This is a genomic window from Klebsiella sp. GB_Kp047, from assembly GCF_040065235.1.
Lineage (GTDB): Bacteria > Pseudomonadota > Gammaproteobacteria > Enterobacterales > Enterobacteriaceae > Klebsiella > Klebsiella quasipneumoniae.
In genome coordinates, this window is the sequence record NZ_JBEAJG010000028.1 from 396612 (window position 1) to 413028 (window position 16417).

Here is a 16417-nt window from a genome sequence, read left to right on the forward strand (position 1 = left end):
CCTGTATCGTCGTGCATTACCCATTAATAAAAAATTCAGTTCATTCCATAATAAAAGGGTTTACCGATGAATAAAATCTGGGTCGGGTGTTTTCTCACGTCTCTGTATCTGCCACAGGCGATGGCGCAGGCGCCGTTATCGCTGGAAGAGCGGCTGGCGCAAATGGAGCAGCGGCTGAAGGCGACGGAGGAGCGCGCCGCCAGCGCAGAGGCGGAGATTAAGACGCTGAAAGGCCAGCAGCAGGCCACGACGGTCGCCCGCGCGGCGCCGGCTACGCCGCGCCTGCAGCTGAACGACAATGGCGAATTAAAATTTTATGGCGACGTCGAATTTAATCTTGATGGCGCCAGCCGCACCGGTAGCCTGACGTCGGTCAAAACCAGCGCGAATAAAAGTTGGGCGCCCGGCGAGAAAGAGCGCTGGGATATTAACGGCCGTATTCTGCTGGGTTTTGATGGCAGACGTAATGGCGACGACGGGAAATATGCCGGATTCAGCGTGCAGCCGCTGGCGGATATGGATGGCAAAATGAATCTCGACGATGCGGTATTTTTCTTTGGTCAGCAGGATGACTGGAAAATAAAAATAGGCCGCTTTGAAGCCTGGGATATGTTCCCCCTGAATCAGGATACCTTTATTGAATATTCAGGAAATACCGCCAACGACCTTTATTCCGACGGCTATGGCTATATTTACATGATGAAAGAGGGGCGCGGGCGCAGCAGCAGCGGCGGCAACCTCTTGTTCAGCAAAACCGTAGATAACTGGTATTTCGAGGTCAATACCCTGGTGGAGGACGGCAGTTCGCTGTTTGTCGATCAGAACTATCACGGTAATGCGCTGGAAAACCGCAAAAACGTGGTGTACGTGCGGCCGGTGGCGGTGTGGCAGTCCGGCGCCTGGTCGGCGGCGGCAGCGATTGAGAGCAACCTCGTCAACAACGCCTACGGCTATCAGAATCAGAGCGGGCGCTGGGTCGACCAGTCAAACCGCACCGGCTACGGGATGACCATGAGCTGGAACACCCTGAAAAGCGATCCGCACGATGGGGCGGTGGTCAATCTGAGTACTGCCCTGCTGGACGCGGCGGATGAAACCGACTTCAGCGCCGGAATCAATGCCCTGTGGCATCGCGTGGAGCTGGGCTATATCTACGCGCATAACAAAATCGATCAGTTCAACATGGCCGGGGTGAATGGCGAGTGCGATGGCGACTGCGCAATCCTCGCGCCGGGGCGCTATGACATCCATACCGTGCATACATCCTGGCAGTTGCCGAATATTATGGCGATGCCGAACTTCAATATTTACCTTGGCGCCTACGCCTCGTGGCTCGATTCCACGGCGGCGAAGAGCGGGAATCCCGACGAACGCTATGGCGCCCGGGTGCGCTTTAAATATTTCTTCTGATATTTCTTCTGACAGGATACTCAGGCAGGCTCTCCCGCGGCGGACGCCGCGGGAGAGTTCAGGTGGGCAGGTTAACGCATCGCGCGGCGCAGAATGCGGTCGGTCTGGCGCTGGAAGTCCTCGGCCGCTTCTTCCACCGACTTTTTACCGTAGTCGATGTACTGCAGGGTGGTGCCGAACTGGGCGACGATCTGTGGGTCGTCGAAGTACGGCGAGACCGGCAGGGTGGTGGGCAGGGATTGCGCCAGCTTCAGGCCGGACACCGCCGGATCGTCGGCTTTGATGATCCCGTCCTCGGTCAGGTAGGTGACCGCCGCTTTGCTCAGCGGCACGCCACGCTCCAGACCCAGAATATCCACCCCTTCTTTACTGTTCAGCAGGAAGTTAATCAATTTCGCCGCCGCCTGCGGGTTTTTCGTCGATTTGCCAATGGACAGCATCTGCGCAGGCTTGAAGAACAGTCCGGCATCGGTGGCGCCGGGGAGCATCGGGTATTCCCCCAGCACCAGCTTCGCCGGCGGCTTCAGATTGTCGGAATATTTATTGATGGTGGAGTTCCACATGTAGGTCCCGCCCCATTCACCCTGGATCCACGGCTTCATCTCGTACATGTTGCTCTTGCCGAACGAGGCATAGTAGCGGGTGTCCGGCATCACATGGCTGTCGATAAGCTTCTTATACATGCCGAAGAAGTCCGCCCACTGCGCTTTGCTGTAGGAGAATTTGCGGCCCTTCTCATCGATGGCCGGCTGGTTGTATTTTTGCACCATGTAAGAGTTGAGCAGGGCCAGCACGTCCTGGTGCTCAAGCACCACCGGGTAGTACTGTTTCCCGAGTTTGCTTTCGAAAGTTTTCCCCGCCGCCAGCAGTTCATCCCAGGTTTTCGGGAAGGGGATGCCCGCCTTTTTCCACGCTTCGTCGTTAAAGTAGAAAACGCGGGCGGTGACCGACACCGGGATGCCGTTGAGCTTGCCGTTGACCGTGGTGGACTGCAGCTCTTTGGCGTCAAACTGGCTGAGATCGATCTCGTCTTTCAGGGTATTGAGATCGTAAAAGCCATCGCCATTTTTCGAAAAGATCGGCAGCCAGTTCCAGTTGGTCTGCATCACGTCAGGCTCGGTGCCGCCGGCTATCTGGGTGGTCAGGCGCGAAAGATGGCCGTCCCAGCCGGTATATTCCGCTTTAACATTGATATCAGGATATTGCTGGTGAAAAGCCTCCAGCGCCTTGAGGGTCACCTGATGGCGGCCATTGCCCCCCCACCAGGACATGCGCAGGTCGACATCCTGCGCCAGCGAGGAGAAGGCGCTAAGGCCCAGGGTGGCGGAGAGGGTGGCGCTTATCAGCACGTTTTTCATTGTTATGCTCCAGGGTTCACAGAGAGAGGTTCTGTTCGGTTTTGGCGTCAAAGATGTGACACTTGTTAAGATCAAAGGTGAAATAGACTTTTCGATTCAGTCCCTTAGCAATCATCGGCTTCGCATCGTCCGACGGCACGCGAGCGGTCAGCTCGTAGCCCGCGACCTGCAGATAGACAAAGAACTCATGACCCATGTTTTCCACCCGCACCATCTCGCCCATGCAGCTGCCTTCGGCGAACGGTGCGTCGGAGAGCGACACGAATTCCGGGCGGACCCCGTAGAACACCTCCTGATGCTGATAGGCGCCGACTTTCTCCGCCAGACGGTCGTTCAACGGCAGGCGCTGGTCGCCAAGGGTCAGGCACAGGCGGCCGTCGTGCTCAACCAGCTGGCTGGGGCGAATATTCATCTCCGGCGCGCCGATAAAGCCGGCGACAAACATATTTTTCGGCTGGTGGTAAAGGTTGTCCGGGGTATCGACCTGCATAATGTGGCCGAGCTTCATCACGCAGATGCGGTCGCCCATGGTCATCGCTTCCGTCTGATCGTGGGTAACGTAGACGGTGGTCGCCGGTTTACCGGATTTTTTCAACTGCTTATGCAGATCGGAAATGCGAATGCGCATCGAGGCGCGCAGCTTGGCGTCCAGGTTGGAGAGCGGCTCGTCGAACAGGAAGACGTCCGGTTTTTTGACGATCGCCCGGCCCACCGCCACGCGCTGCGCCTGGCCGCCGGAGAGCTGGCGCGGCAGACGTTCCAGCAGCTCCTCCAGTTCGAGGATTTTCGCCGCTTCCTCCACCTGCCGATCAATCTGCGCCTTGGGCAGCTTGCTCAGCTTCAGGCCGAAGGCGAGGTTTTCCCGCACCGTCATATGCGGATAGAGAGCGTAGTTCTGGAACACCATCGCGATACCACGGGATTTAGGCGCCAGGTTGTTGACGATCTTGTCGCCGATCCGCACCTCGCCGCCGCTGATGGTCTCCAGACCCGCCAGCATGCGCAGGGTGGTCGATTTGGCGCAGCCGGAAGGGCCGACGATCACCATAAATTCGCCATCGGCAATCTTCAGGTCGATACCATGCACCGCTTTAAACCCGTTGGAGTAAACTTTTTCCAGTTTGTTGAAAATCACTTCAGCCATGATATTTCCCTCTTAACCTTTGATTCCGCTGCTGGTCACGCCCTGCACGAAGTAGCGTTGAGCCAGGAAGAAGACGATGATGGACGGCAGAATGGAGATGCTCGCCATTGCCAGAATTTCGTTCCACGGCGCGCCTTCCGTGACGTCAATAGACATTTTGAGCGCCAGCGCGATGGGATACTTATCGACGCTGTAGACGTAGATCAGCGGACCGATAAAGTCGTTCATCGACCACATGAACTGGAACAGCGCCACCGAGATAATGGCCGGCTTGAGGATCGGCACCACCACATACCACAGCACCTGGATGGAGTTGCAGCCGTCGATCTGCGCCGCCTCTTCCATATCCCGCGGGACGCCGCGCAGAAACTGGATCAGCATAAAGACAAAGAATCCCTGGGTGGCGAAGGCCAGCGGCAGATACAGCGGCAGATAGCTGTTCAGCATTCCCATTTCACGGAACATCAGGTACTGCGGGATCAGCAGGACGGTGCTCGGCAGCAGCATGGTGGTGATGAGCGTCGCGAACCAGAACTTCTTCCACGGGATCTCAAAGCGCGCAAAGCCGTACGCCACGATAGTGGAGGAGATGATGGTTAACACCACCTTCGGGATCACATACTTAAAGGTGTTCAGCATATAGTGGCCGAAATGGTATTCGGTGCCGGTCTTCCAGCCGTTGATAAACCCGTCCCAGGTGGCGTGGGTCGGCCACAGCCCGAGGGTGGTGAAGATCTCATGGTTCGGCTTGAACGAGGCGGAGAACATCCACGCCAGCGGGTAGAGCATCAGCAGGCCGACGAATATCAGCACGACGTAGCGCACCACCCGGCTCACTTTTTCCCGGCGCAGCGTACGGGCGACCTCACGATCGGCGTCGCTTATCACCGGCGCCATCTGTTGAATATCAGCCATTTTTGCCTCCCTTATCGGCGGAGTAGAAGACCCAGTATTTCGATGACTTAAAGGCGATCGACGCAAAGACCGCCACGACGAGGAACAGCACCCACGCCAGCGCGGCGCCATAGCCCATGTCGAAATACTTAAAGGCGGTATCGTAGATGTAGAGCGAGAACAGGTAGGTGTAATAGGTCGGGCCGCCGCCGGTTATCACGTACGGGCCGGTAAACTCCTGGAACGCCTGGGTAGTCTGCATAATAAAGTTGAAGAAAATCACCGGGGTGATCAGCGGCACGGTGACCTTCATAAACATCTGCCACTTCGAGGCGCCGTCGATCATTGCCGCCTCATACTGCGACTGCGGGACGTTCTGCAGGGCGGCGAGGAAGATGACCATCGCGGAGCCAAACTGCCAGACGCGCAGCAGGGTGACCGACATTAAAGCCAGCGAGGGTTCCCCCAGCCAGTTGACGGCATCGATGCCAAAGACGGCGAGAAAGCTGTTCAGCAGGCCGTCAATGGCGAACAGGGCGCGCCACAGCACGGCAATCGCCACCGAGCTGCCGAGGATCGACGGGATGTAGTAGGCGGTGCGGAAAAAGCCGATGCCGCGCAGTTTGAAATTGAGCACAAAGGCAATGCCGAGGGCGAAAGCCAGTTTTAAGGGGATGGTTAAAAAGACGTAGGCAAATGTCACCCCCATCGATTTCCAGAACAGGCTATCCTCGGTCAACATATAGCGATAGTTTTCAATGCCGTTAAATACCGGCGGACTCATCAAGTCGTACTCAGTAAAACTGAGAAAGAAAGATGAAACAAAAGGAAAAGCAGTAAAGACAATCAGCCCGATGATATAGGGCGATATCCATGCCAATCCCAGCAGCTTGTTTTCATTCATACATACCTACCTGGCTTACGAGTTGTAATACGGATCGGGTGACGCGGCGCTGTCGGCCTTTTGCCGCGACCAACGCAAAAAGTCTGAACGTTTCCTCTGGTTAACATATCCTTGTTAATGAATGGCTTAAGTTTTATCTGGCCCAACATGGAGGGGCCGTCAGGCTCTTTTTTATGCTGATCTGTTTTTTATAAAACACCGTTTTAATTTCATTTTATTGCGATTTATTTCCGCGTCATGCAGATCTGGATGGAAATGTGATCAAAGTCGAAACGATGTTTCAAAAAGGTGAGGTGGTAAGCACTTTAAGGATCTGAGGGAGCTTGAAAACAAGGAACAATCAGTCTGAACTGAGCGGGAAATATTATTACCAGGATAATGATTGGGGCGGCATCTTTTTTAGCGCGTGCTGTGAAACCTGAATCGGGGGCGGCGATCGCCCCCGTTTTTCATCAGCGTGCGAGAAAATCTTCGCGGATCGGGGTAAAGGTGTCGAGCAGCGTGCCGGGCTGCAAACAGACGCAGCCGTGCATGATCCCCGGCTGCTTATACAGCGTATCGCCAGCGCTGACGACGCGCGTCTCCTCGCCGATAGTGAACTCGAACTCGCCCGAGAGCACATAGGTGAGCTGTTCGTGAGGATGGTTATGCAGCGGGCCGACGGCGCCGGCGGCAAAATTCACCTCTACGGCCATCATTTTGCCGTCGTGGGCCAGAATGCGGCGGGTTACGCCATTGCCGAGGTCTTCAAGGGTGGTGTCTTTATGGAAAATAAACATCGGGCGATCCTGTTGTTAAAATGAAACATTGTTTCACTTAACTTATCCCACTCTTCATGAAAAAGAAATACGCGGCCAGAGAAGTGGAAAGTTGATCACAAGTTTGTTTCACTGGCAGAAACGACATAAGGAGCAGAAGATGAAAACCATTGGCCTGTTAGGCGGCATGAGCTGGGAGTCAACGATCCCTTACTATCGCCTGATTAATGAAGGCGTGAAGGCGCGACTGGGCGGGCTGCACTCCGCCAGCCTGGTGTTGCACAGCGTCGATTTTCACGACATTGAAGCCTGTCAGTCCGCCGGCGACTGGGATCGCGCCGGGGCGATCCTTGCGGAAGCCGCGGTCGGGCTCCAGCAGGCGGGTGCCGAGGGCATTGTTCTGTGCACCAACACTATGCACAAGGTAGCGGATGCCATCGCCGCCCGCTGCCAGGTTCCCTTTCTGCATATCGCCGATGCCACCGGGCGGGCGATTGCCGCCAAAGGCCAGCGGCGGGTCGCGCTGCTGGGCACCCGCTATACCATGGAGCAGACCTTTTACCGCGGTCGTCTGCAGGAGCAGTTTGCCATCGAGACGCTGATCCCCGAGGCCGACGATCGGGCGCGGATCAATCAGATCATCTTCGACGAGCTCTGTCTCGGCACCTTCAGCGAGGCATCGCGGGACTATTATCTGCAGACGATCGCCGCCCTGGCGGAGCAGGGAGCGGAAGGGGTTATTTTCGGCTGTACGGAGATAGGCCTGCTGGTGCCTGCCGAGCTCAGCCCGCTGCCGGTCTTTGACACCGCGGCGATCCATGCGGAAGACGCGGTCAACTTTATGCTCTCTGCAGGACCGACGCCAGCGGCGTGAGGATCTGCGGCAGACTCTGCTGCAGGTGCGTCACGAAGGCATCGACCAGCGCCGAGCGCGGGCGATGGAGCGGGCGGATCAGGCTGACGGTAAACGGCACCTCAACGCTGAAGCGGCGCACCACCACGCCGCTATCGGCATAGTCCAGGGCGGTCAGCGGGTTAACCACCGAGATCCCGGCGCCGGCGCGTACCATAGCGCAGATCGAGGCCGCGCTGTGGGTTTCGACCACCATCCGCCGTTTAACCTGATGCTCTATGAACAGGGCGTCGAGCAGCTGGCGATAGCTGTCGGTGCGCGACAGGCTGATGTAGTTTTCGCCCTGAAAATCGGCGGGGGTCAGCGTCGTCTGCGCCGCCAGCGGATGGCCGGCAGGCAGCACGCAGACTTCATTCAGCGTCAGCAGCGGCGTGCGTTCGGTGCCCGCCGGGGTATGCAAGGTCTCCGTCAGGCCAAGGTCATGGCGCTGGGCGGAGAGCCACTCCTCCAGCAGCGGCGACTCCTGAGGGACGATCTGCAGGCTGACCTCCGGGTAGCGGGCGAGAAACGGCGGCAACAGCAGCGGCAGAAAGGACTGGGAAAACACCGGCAGGCAGGCGATCGACAGCTCGCCCTGGCGAAACTCGCGCAGGCTCTCGGCGGCGCTGACGATGCGGTCCAGGCCGTACCAGGAACGCTGAACCTCCTCAAACAGGCGCAGGCCCTGCACGGTTGGCTGCAGGCGACCGCGGGTCCGCTCAAACAGCTGAAGGCCGAGCACCTTCTCAAAGCGCGCCAGCTCGCGGCTGACGGTGGGTTGCGAGGTGTGCAGCATCCTCGCGGCTTCGGTCAGGTTGCCGGTGGTCATCACCGCGTGAAAGATTTCGATATGGCGCAAATTGACGGCTGGCATGCGGTCTCCCTGAGGCTCGGCTGTAACCATATCATTTTTGCATAGAGTCGCGATAAAACGATATTTTTTATTAGTCAGGCACTGTGGCGTAATCAGAAAAAACAGCGACCAACACACGCACTGCACCGGAGTTTTTATGCCACATTCTCTTTACGCCACTGATACCGATCTAACCGCGGACAACCTGCTGCGCCTGCCGGCGGAATTTGGCTGCCCGGTCTGGGTCTATGATGCGCAGATTATTCGCCGCCAGATTGCCCAGCTCAGCCAGTTTGACGTGGTGCGTTTTGCGCAAAAAGCCTGCTCTAACATCCATATTCTGCGTCTGATGCGTGAGCAGGGGGTGAAGGTGGACTCGGTGTCGCTGGGGGAGATCGAGCGTGCGCTGGCGGCAGGCTACGATCCGCAGCAGAATCCAGAGGATATTGTCTTCACCGCCGATCTGATCGACGACGCCACCCTCGATCGCGTCAAGGCGTTACAGATCCCGGTGAACGCCGGTTCGATCGACATGCTAAGCCAGCTGGGGGAGGTGTCGCCGGGCCATCGCGTCTGGCTGCGCGTCAACCCGGGCTTTGGCCACGGCCACAGCCAGAAAACCAATACCGGCGGTGAGAACAGCAAGCATGGCATCTGGTACAGCCATCTGCCGGCGGCGCTGGAAGTGATGCGTCGTTATCAGCTGCAGCTGGTGGGGATCCATATGCATATCGGCTCTGGCGTCGACTACGGTCACCTGGAGCAGGTGTGCGGCGCGATGGTGCGCCAGGTTGTCGACTTTGGCCAGGATCTGCAGGCCATCTCCGCCGGCGGCGGCCTGTCTATTCCTTACCGCGAGGGTGAAGAGGCCATCGACACCGCCCACTATTACGGCCTGTGGAACCGCGCCCGGGAGCAGATCGCCACCCATCTGGGGCACCCGGTGAAACTGGAGATTGAACCCGGACGCTTCCTGGTGGCCGAGTCCGGCGTGCTGGTGTCGCAGGTGCGCAGCGTGAAAGAGATGGGCAGCCGCCACTTCGTGCTGATTGACGCCGGCTTTAACGACCTGATGCGCCCGGCGATGTACGGCAGCTATCACCATATCACCGCTCTGGCGGCGGATGGGCGCGATCTCAGCGCCGCGCCGCAGGTGGAGACCGTGGTGGCCGGGCCGCTGTGCGAGTCCGGAGACGTCTTTACCCAGCAGGAAGGGGGTAAAGTCGAGACCCGTCTGCTGCCTGCGGTGGCCCCAGGGGATTATCTGGTGCTCCATGACACGGGCGCCTACGGGGCCTCGATGTCATCCAACTATAACAGCCGTCCGTTGCTGCCGGAGGTGCTGTTTGATGGCGGCAAGGCGCGGCTGATCCGTCGTCGCCAGACCATCCAGGAGCTGCTGGCCTTAGAGCTTATTTAAAAAAAGGTCCCGTCGTTACCGACTCGCGCAACACCAGCGTGCCGGTGAACGGCGGGATCGTTTCGATCGGCTGCTGATTAGCAAGCTTGATCGCCTGATCGATAGCCGTGGTGATCATGTTGTCGATGGGCAGATAGACCGTCGACAGCCCCGGCTCCAGCCATTTCGCGCTTGGCGCATCGTCGAAGCCAAACAGCGACACATCCTGCGGAATACGCAGCCCCGCCTGATGCAGCGCCTTTGAGGCCCCCAGCGCCATATCATCGTTACAGGAAAACAGCGCGCTGAAGCGGGCTTTCTCGTCCAGCAGTTCCCGGCACAGCTCGTAGCCGCGGGTCATCGTCGAGTCCCCGTATTTCACCCGGCTCGGATCCCATTCAATACCATGTTTTATCAGCGCGTTGCGATAGCCCTGCAGGCGCGCCTGGCCGGTGGGGGTGTGCATCGGGACGGTGATGCAGGCGATATCGCGGTGGCCCTGGGTAATCAGATACTCCATGGCCTGGAAGGCGGCTTCCTGCTGTTCGAAAAACACGCAGCGTTCGCGGGCCTGCGCCACATCACGGTTAATCACCACCAGCGGCATGGCGATCGAGTTAATCAGCGACATGATCGCCTTCTCGCTCATATGCCGGGTATAGAGGATGATCGCATCGCACTGCCGGTCGGCGAGCATCTGCACCGCTTCCTCTTCGCGCTCCGGCGTATCATGGCCGTCGGTGACGATAAGCTGTTTTCCCCAGGCTTCTGTCTGGCGTGACGCCTGCTGCAGCAGACGGCCAAAGTAGAAGCCGTCAAAGGTGGAGACAACCAGCCCGATACTGTTGCTGGTCTGATTGGCCAGCGAGCGGGCAAGGAAATTCGGCCGGTAGCCCAGCTCTTCCATCGCTTTAAAGACCTGTTGGCGGGTGCTCTCTTTCACCTGACCTGTGCCGTTCAACACGCGGGAAACCGTCGCTTTCGAGACGCCTGCGCGAATTGAGACATCCAGCATTGTAGCCATTTATCGATTCCTGATTTCACGTGGTAAGGCGCAGTTTATCACAGACCGAAAAGGGACATATCGACGGGGCGGGGCGGAAAAACCATCGCGATCACGCTTTTAGCAGGAACTGACCAACCGGCGTTATCTGGTATGCCAATGGCTGTTTTTATCGATATTTGGGATACCACGAAGCGGGTTGCGAGCGCTGTCACAGAACAATTTTTGCCTGGCGACTATGTTTTGGTATGCCAAAAGTCACTGGCTGTCCACCTGGCCGCAATAAGCCCTTTACTCTGAGGTACTCTTTTATGGCATTACAGGACAAACTGATCGACGCGCTGGGGCGTTTCGCGACGACATTCAACAGCTATCGCTACATTATGGCGATCAAATCGGCGTTTATTACCCTGATGCCGGTGATCATCGTCGGGGCCTTTTCGGTGCTGATCTCCAATATGGTGCTGGATCCGAAGAATGGGCTCGCCAGCTTTTCCTCACTCTCCTTTCTCGCGGCTCTGAAGCCGATCACCAGCGCGCTGAACTACGCCACGCTCAACTTCCTCAATATCGGCGCCGTGTTTCTGATCGGCATTGAGCTGGGGCGGATCAACGGCATCAAAAGCCTGTTTCCCGGCCTGCTGGCGGTGATCTGCTTTATCTGCGTCACGCCGACCACGGTGGAGATGATGGTCGATGGCCAGATGCACGTGGTGAAAGATGTCCTGCTGCGTCAGTTCTCCGATACCCGTAGTCTGTTCCTCGGAATGTTCATCGCCATTCTGTCGGTCGAGATTTACTGCTGGCTGGAGGGGCGCAAGGGGCTGAAGATCAAGATGCCGGATACCGTGCCGCCGAACGTTTCTGCCTCTTTTTCCGCGCTGATCCCGGCGATCATCACCACCACCGCGATCGCCACCTTTGGTTTTCTCTTCCACCAGCTGACGGGAATGTATCTCTACGATGCGGTCTACCAGGTGGTGCAGCAGCCGCTGGAGCGGGTGGTGCAGAGCCTGCCGGGGATCCTGCTGCTGATGTTCGTCGCCCAGCTGTTCTGGGTGATCGGTATTCACGGCAACCAGATGATCAAGCCGATCCGCGAGCCGCTGCTGCTGGGGGCGATCACCGTCAATATGAGCGCCTTTGAGCAGGGGAAAGAGGTACCGAACATCATCACGATGCCCTTCTGGGATGTTTACATGAGCATCGGCGGCTCGGGGCTGACCATCGGCCTGCTGATTGCGGTGATGATCGCCACCAGGCGCAAAGAGATGAAAGAGATCGCCAAGCTGTCGATAGGCCCGGGGCTGTTCAATATTAACGAGCCGGTGATCTTCGGGATGCCGATCATGCTCAACCCGATCCTCGCCATCCCGTTTATCATCACCCCGCTGGTGACCGGCAGCATCGGCTATTTCGCCACCCTGACCGGCTTCGCCGGCAAGGCGGTGGTGATGGTGCCCTGGACCACGCCGCCGCTGATCAACGCCTGGCTGTCCACCGCCGGCTCGATGGGAGCGGTGGTGACCCAGCTTATCTGCATCGTCGTCGCGGTGCTTATCTATCTGCCTTTCGTCAAAATTGCCTCCCGCCGTGCCGATGCCGCACAGCGTCAGGCCGACAATCAACAGACCGCCAACCCTGTCTGAGGAGCCTATGACTACCGTACGGATGACCATTCCCGATGATTTTATCCTTGGCGCGGCGGCTTCCGCCTGGCAGACCGAGGGCTGGAGCGGGAAAAAACCGGGGCAGGACTCCTGGCCCGATCTCTGGTACAAAAACGACCGCCACGTCTGGCATAACGGCTATGGCCCAGCGGTGGCTACCGATTTTATTAACCGCTTTCAGGAAGACGTGCAGCTGATGAAGCTGGCCGGGCTGACCCACTACCGCACCTCGATCAACTGGTCGCGCTTTCTGATCGACTATGAAAACGTCACGGTGGATGAGGAGTATGCGGCCTATTACGACCAGCTGTTCGATGCGCTACTGGCCAACGGCATTACGCCGATGATCTGCCTTGAGCATTACGAATTACCGGGCTATCTGCTGGAAAAGTATGGCGGCTGGGGGTCGAAAAAAGTGGTTGAGCTGTTTGTGCGCTACGCGGAGCAGGTCTTTGCCCGCTACCACCTGAAGGTAACCCGCTGGTTTACCTTTAATGAGCCGATCGTGGTGCAGACCCGGGTCTATCTGGATGCCCTGCGCTGGCCCTATGAGCAGAACACCAGCACCTGGATGCAGTGGAACTACCATAAGGTGCTGGCGACCGCCTGCGTGGTGAAGCGATTTCGCGAACTCGGCTATCCCGGGACCGTTGGCTGCATCCTCAATCCGGAGGTGACCTACCCACGCTCCCGCGCCCCGCATGACCTGCGCGCGGCGGAGATCTACGATCTGTTCTACAACCGTATGTTTCTCGACCCGCTGGTGCACGGGGTCTGGCCGCCGGCGCTTCTCGCGCTGCTTGAGCAGCATCAGGTGACGTGGGAGGCCAGCGCGGAGGAGCTGGCGATTATCCGCGAGCACACCGTCGATGAGCTGGGGATTAACCTTTACTATCCGCACCGGGTCAAAGCCCCGTCGCGGGCCTGGCATCCGCATACCCCGTTCCATCCAGCCTGGTATTATGAGCCGTTTGAGCTGCCCGGCCGGCGGATGAACGCCTCCCGCGGCTGGGAAATCTACCCGCAAATCATCTTTGATATGGCGATGCGGATCAAAAATGACTATCGCAACATCCCGTGGTTCGTGGCCGAGAGCGGGATGGGGGTGGAAAACGAAGGCCAGTTCCGTAACCGCGAAGGCGTCATCGATGACAGCTACCGCATTCGTTTTATCAGCGAACATCTCTGGCACACCCTGCGCGCCCGCGAGGCAGGGGCCAACTGCCAGGGCTATATGCTGTGGGCGTTTACCGACAACGTGTCGCCGATGAACGCCTTTAAAAACCGCTACGGGCTAATCGAAATCGATCTGCAAAACCATCGCGCCCGGCGGCCCAAAGCTTCGGCGCACTGGTTTCGTCAGCTCGGCGAACGGCGTGAGCTGGTGCTGGATATCGACGATGAATACCGCTAGCCGGGAGCAATCTTTGCTAAGATAGCGGCGTATTCGACTCGCAGGCATGTAACGCACAGGTGATTTTGTGGAAAAAGCGATAATTCCGCCGGAAAAGAAGCCCTATCAGGAGATTGGTGATGACCTGCGCGCCCAGATTGCGCAGGGGCGCTACCCGGTCGGGTCGCGTTTGCCGCCGGAACGCCATATTGCCGAAACCTATGGCGTCAGCCGGACCATTGTGCGCGAAGCGCTGCTGATGCTGGAGCTGCAGGGGACGGTGGATATCCGTCAGGGATCCGGGGTGTACGTCATGCGTATCCCGCATGAAAACGACAGCGAAGAAGAGCAGTTGCTCAGCAGCGACGTCGGTCCGTTTGAAATTCTCCAGGCGCGCCAGCTGCTGGAGAGCAATATCGCCGCCTTTGCCGCGAAAATGGCCACCCGCGCCGATATCGACAATCTGAAGCGGATTATCGAGCAGGAGCAGCGGGCTATCGCCCTCAACGACACCGCCCAGGATAACGCCCGCCTGTTCCATCTGGTGCTGGCCGGGGCGACGCAGAACCAGATGCTGTTGGCGACGGTGGAGCGGATCTGGCTGCAGATGGACAGCAGCCCGCTGTGGCAGCAGTTCAATGTGCATATTGCCAGCCGCGCCTGGCGGCTGAAGTGGCTCGGCGACCGGCAGACGCTGCTCGCCGCGCTGCGGCGTCGCGATGTGATGGGCGCCTGGCAGGCGATGTGGCAGCATCTGGAAAACGTCAAAAACAGTCTGCTGGAGCTGTCCGATGAAGACGCCCCGGACTTTGACGGCTATCTGTTCGATTCGGTGCCGATTTTTCAGGGGAAGCTGGTATGACGATCCTGCCGCTGTACGCCGCGCCGCAGTTCGCCCGGCAGGTGACCGACTGGCTGTGGCAGGCCTTTGGCGGCGAGGCGCTGCCGCGGGAATTTTTCGCCAGCATTGTGCAGCATAGCCAGACGGCGGAGGCGCTACCGCTGACCTTTATTGCCGTGGAAGGGGAGCAACTGCTCGGAACGATTGGCCTCTGGCGCTGCGATTTGATAAGCCGCCAGGATCTGTTTCCCTGGCTGGCGGCGCTGTACGTCGCGCCCGCCGCTCGCGGTCAGGGGCTGGCCGGACAGCTGCAGCGGCATGTGATCGATTATGCCCGCCGCGCGGGCTATCAGGAGCTTTATCTCTACTCCACCTGCCGCGATTTTTATGAACGCTTCGGCTGGCGTTACATCGGCGAGGGGCTGGATTACCCGGCCACCGCCGTGCATCTCTATCGCTACGACTTATCGCCTTCCTGCGGGGCCACCACCGAATGACGGCGCACCAGCGTCGGGCTGAACAGGTGGGTGATCTCCGGCGCCGGGCGCTGCTCCGCCAGGGCTAAGGCCAGCTCGGCCGCCTGGGTCGCCATTGTGACGATCGGGTAACGGACAGTGGTCAGCCGCGGGCGGACATAGCGCGAAATCAGGACATCGTCGAAGCCGATCAGCGAAATTTCCCGCGGGACGTCGATACCGTTGTCGTTCAGCACCCCCATCGCGCCGGCGGCCATCGAGTCGTTATAGCAGGCGACGGCGCTAAAGTGGCGGCCGCGGCCAAGCAGTTCGGTCATCGCCTGTTCGCCGCCGCTTTCATCCGGCTCGGCAAACGTGACCAGCCGGTCGTTGCACGGCAGGCCGCTCTCCTCCAGCGCCGCGTAGTACCCCTGCAGGCGATCTTCCGCATCAGAGATATCGTGGTTTGAGCACAGATAGCCGATACGCGTGTGCCCCTGCTGGATCAGATGACGGGTCGCCAGCCAGGCGCCGTAGCGATCGTCCAGCGCCACGCAGCGGGTTTCATATCCGGGCAGGATGCGGTTGATCAGCACCATGCCGGGGATCTGTTTCATCAGCCCGGCGAGTTCCTCATCGGGGATCATTTTGGCGTGCACCACCAGCGCCGCGCAGCGGTGGCGGATCAGCTGCTCTATCGCCTGGCGCTCCTTTTGCACGTTGTGGTAGCCATTGCCAATCAGCAAAAAATTGCCGGTGCGGTAGGCTACCTGTTCGACGGCTTTGACCATCGCGCCGAAGAAGGGGTCGGAGACATCGCCCACCACCAGGCCGACGGTTTCCGTGGACTGCTGGGCCAGCGCCCGGGCGTTCGCGTTGGGGTGATAGTTGAGGGTTTCCATCGCCGCGCCCACGGACTGACGCGAGGCTTCGCTGGCTTTGGGAGAGTTGTTGATGACGCGGGAGACGGTAGCGACGGAGACTCCTGCGAGTCGGGCTACATCCTTAATTGTCGCCATACCATGCCTTTTATAGGGTAAGCGTTTACATACTGCTATGTTACGGGAAAGAGCGGCAGATTCAAGGCGCGGCGGCGAAGGAATGGCGCAAATGTGATTCAGAGCGGGCTTATCGGTGACCTGTTTACATTGACGCTATCAGTAATTGAAACCGGCTCGGGGAAATACAAACCTTTGCTTACACTTTGCGATGCGCTGTTGCGAATGTTCGCTGGTTTGTCCGCCGAGCAGGTTGATATTCTGGCTCTCCCAGAGGTATTGATAGGTGGAGTCAACGTCAAGTTGACCACTTTACTTACACCAGCCTGCGCAGATGCGCAGGTTTTTTTTTGCCCGTCGCCGGCGTTGTTACAGATAGCGAAAATCGTAATAACTGGTTGCACTTAGGCTCACTCACTTGCGTTTTCCCGCTGGCCCGAAGCGG

General features: G+C 58.5%; 15 protein-coding genes and 1 pseudogene. 8 read left to right on the forward strand and 8 right to left on the reverse strand.

Annotated elements, in window-relative coordinates; translation table 11 throughout:
• The first annotated feature begins 66 nt into the window (after positions 1–66).
• Positions 67–1410 carry a carbohydrate porin gene (locus ABLV76_RS10435; RefSeq protein WP_127113174.1) on the forward strand — a complete coding sequence of 448 codons (1344 nt, stop codon included), beginning with the start codon at positions 67–69 and terminating at the stop codon, positions 1408–1410.
• Between the two features lie 71 nt (positions 1411–1481).
• On the opposite strand, the gene ABLV76_RS10440 is transcribed toward ABLV76_RS10435, so the two are convergent.
• The 5 genes from ABLV76_RS10440 to ABLV76_RS10460 form a co-directional block, all read right to left on the reverse strand.
• A complete protein-coding gene (locus ABLV76_RS10440; protein WP_004205415.1) occupies positions 1482–2768 on the reverse strand; it encodes an ABC transporter substrate-binding protein in 1287 nt (428 codons plus the stop codon).
• A 16-nt stretch (positions 2769–2784) separates the two neighbouring features.
• Positions 2785–3912, reverse strand: a complete 1128-nt coding sequence (locus ABLV76_RS10445) for an ABC transporter ATP-binding protein (RefSeq protein WP_004205417.1) — start codon at positions 3910–3912, stop codon at positions 2785–2787.
• Positions 3913–3924: 12 nt separating this feature from the next.
• On the reverse strand, positions 3925–4827 hold the full coding sequence (locus tag ABLV76_RS10450; RefSeq protein ID WP_017899247.1) for a carbohydrate ABC transporter permease: 903 nt from the start codon (positions 4825–4827) through the stop codon (positions 3925–3927).
• Positions 4820–5710, reverse strand: a complete 891-nt coding sequence (locus tag ABLV76_RS10455) for a sugar ABC transporter permease (protein WP_004205419.1) — start codon at positions 5708–5710, stop codon at positions 4820–4822. Before ABLV76_RS10455 ends, ABLV76_RS10450 begins: the two co-directional genes overlap by 8 nt.
• A gap of 452 nt (positions 5711–6162) precedes the next feature.
• Positions 6163–6489, reverse strand: a complete 327-nt coding sequence (locus ABLV76_RS10460) for a cupin domain-containing protein (protein WP_060656725.1) — start codon at positions 6487–6489, stop codon at positions 6163–6165.
• Positions 6490–6628: 139 nt separating this feature from the next.
• Between ABLV76_RS10460 and ABLV76_RS10465 the strand changes: the two genes are divergently transcribed.
• Positions 6629–7342 carry an aspartate/glutamate racemase gene (locus tag ABLV76_RS10465; protein WP_004205421.1) on the forward strand — a complete coding sequence of 238 codons (714 nt, stop codon included), beginning with the start codon at positions 6629–6631 and terminating at the stop codon, positions 7340–7342.
• Here ABLV76_RS10465 and ABLV76_RS10470 read toward each other — a convergent pair.
• The gene (locus ABLV76_RS10470) at positions 7308–8234 is read right to left on the reverse strand and encodes a LysR family transcriptional regulator (RefSeq protein WP_049115755.1); all 927 of its coding nucleotides are present in this window, start codon (positions 8232–8234) and stop codon (positions 7308–7310) included. The genes ABLV76_RS10465 and ABLV76_RS10470 overlap by 35 nt on opposite strands.
• A gap of 136 nt (positions 8235–8370) precedes the next feature.
• Here ABLV76_RS10470 and lysA point away from each other — a divergent pair, with 136 nt between their 5' ends.
• A complete protein-coding gene (gene lysA, locus ABLV76_RS10475; RefSeq protein ID WP_004205426.1) occupies positions 8371–9633 on the forward strand; it encodes a diaminopimelate decarboxylase in 1263 nt (420 codons plus the stop codon).
• On the opposite strand, the gene ABLV76_RS10480 is transcribed toward lysA, so the two are convergent.
• Positions 9626–10627 (reverse strand): LacI family DNA-binding transcriptional regulator, encoded by a 1002-nt coding sequence (locus ABLV76_RS10480; protein WP_074384267.1) that lies wholly within the window; start codon positions 10625–10627, stop codon positions 9626–9628. The genes lysA and ABLV76_RS10480 overlap by 8 nt on opposite strands.
• 299 nt (positions 10628–10926) lie before the next feature.
• Between ABLV76_RS10480 and ABLV76_RS10485 the strand changes: the two genes are divergently transcribed.
• The 4 genes from ABLV76_RS10485 to ABLV76_RS10500 all read left to right on the forward strand — a co-directional run bounded on the left by ABLV76_RS10485 (position 10927) and on the right by ABLV76_RS10500 (position 15016).
• Positions 10927–12264 (forward strand): PTS transporter subunit EIIC, encoded by a 1338-nt coding sequence (locus tag ABLV76_RS10485; protein ID WP_004205429.1) that lies wholly within the window; start codon positions 10927–10929, stop codon positions 12262–12264.
• 7 nt (positions 12265–12271) lie between these two features.
• Positions 12272–13699, forward strand: a complete 1428-nt coding sequence (locus ABLV76_RS10490; protein WP_049004102.1) for a glycoside hydrolase family 1 protein — start codon at positions 12272–12274, stop codon at positions 13697–13699.
• 67 nt (positions 13700–13766) lie between these two features.
• Positions 13767–14540: a GntR family transcriptional regulator gene (locus ABLV76_RS10495; RefSeq protein WP_004205433.1), complete on the forward strand. Its 774-nt coding sequence runs from the start codon at positions 13767–13769 to the stop codon at positions 14538–14540.
• Positions 14537–15016, forward strand: a complete 480-nt coding sequence (locus ABLV76_RS10500) for a GNAT family N-acetyltransferase (protein WP_017899241.1) — start codon at positions 14537–14539, stop codon at positions 15014–15016. Before ABLV76_RS10495 ends, ABLV76_RS10500 begins: the two co-directional genes overlap by 4 nt.
• On the opposite strand, the gene galR is transcribed toward ABLV76_RS10500, so the two are convergent.
• Complete coding sequence (gene galR, locus ABLV76_RS10505) at positions 14977–15993, reverse strand: HTH-type transcriptional regulator GalR (RefSeq protein WP_002915981.1); 1017 nt, start codon at positions 15991–15993, stop codon at positions 14977–14979. The two genes, ABLV76_RS10500 and galR, sit on opposite strands and share 40 nt — an antisense overlap.
• A 93-nt stretch (positions 15994–16086) precedes the next feature.
• Between galR and ABLV76_RS10510 the strand changes: the two are divergent.
• Positions 16087–16351, forward strand: a pseudogene (locus ABLV76_RS10510) (hypothetical protein).
• The last annotated feature ends 66 nt before the right edge of the window (positions 16352–16417 follow it).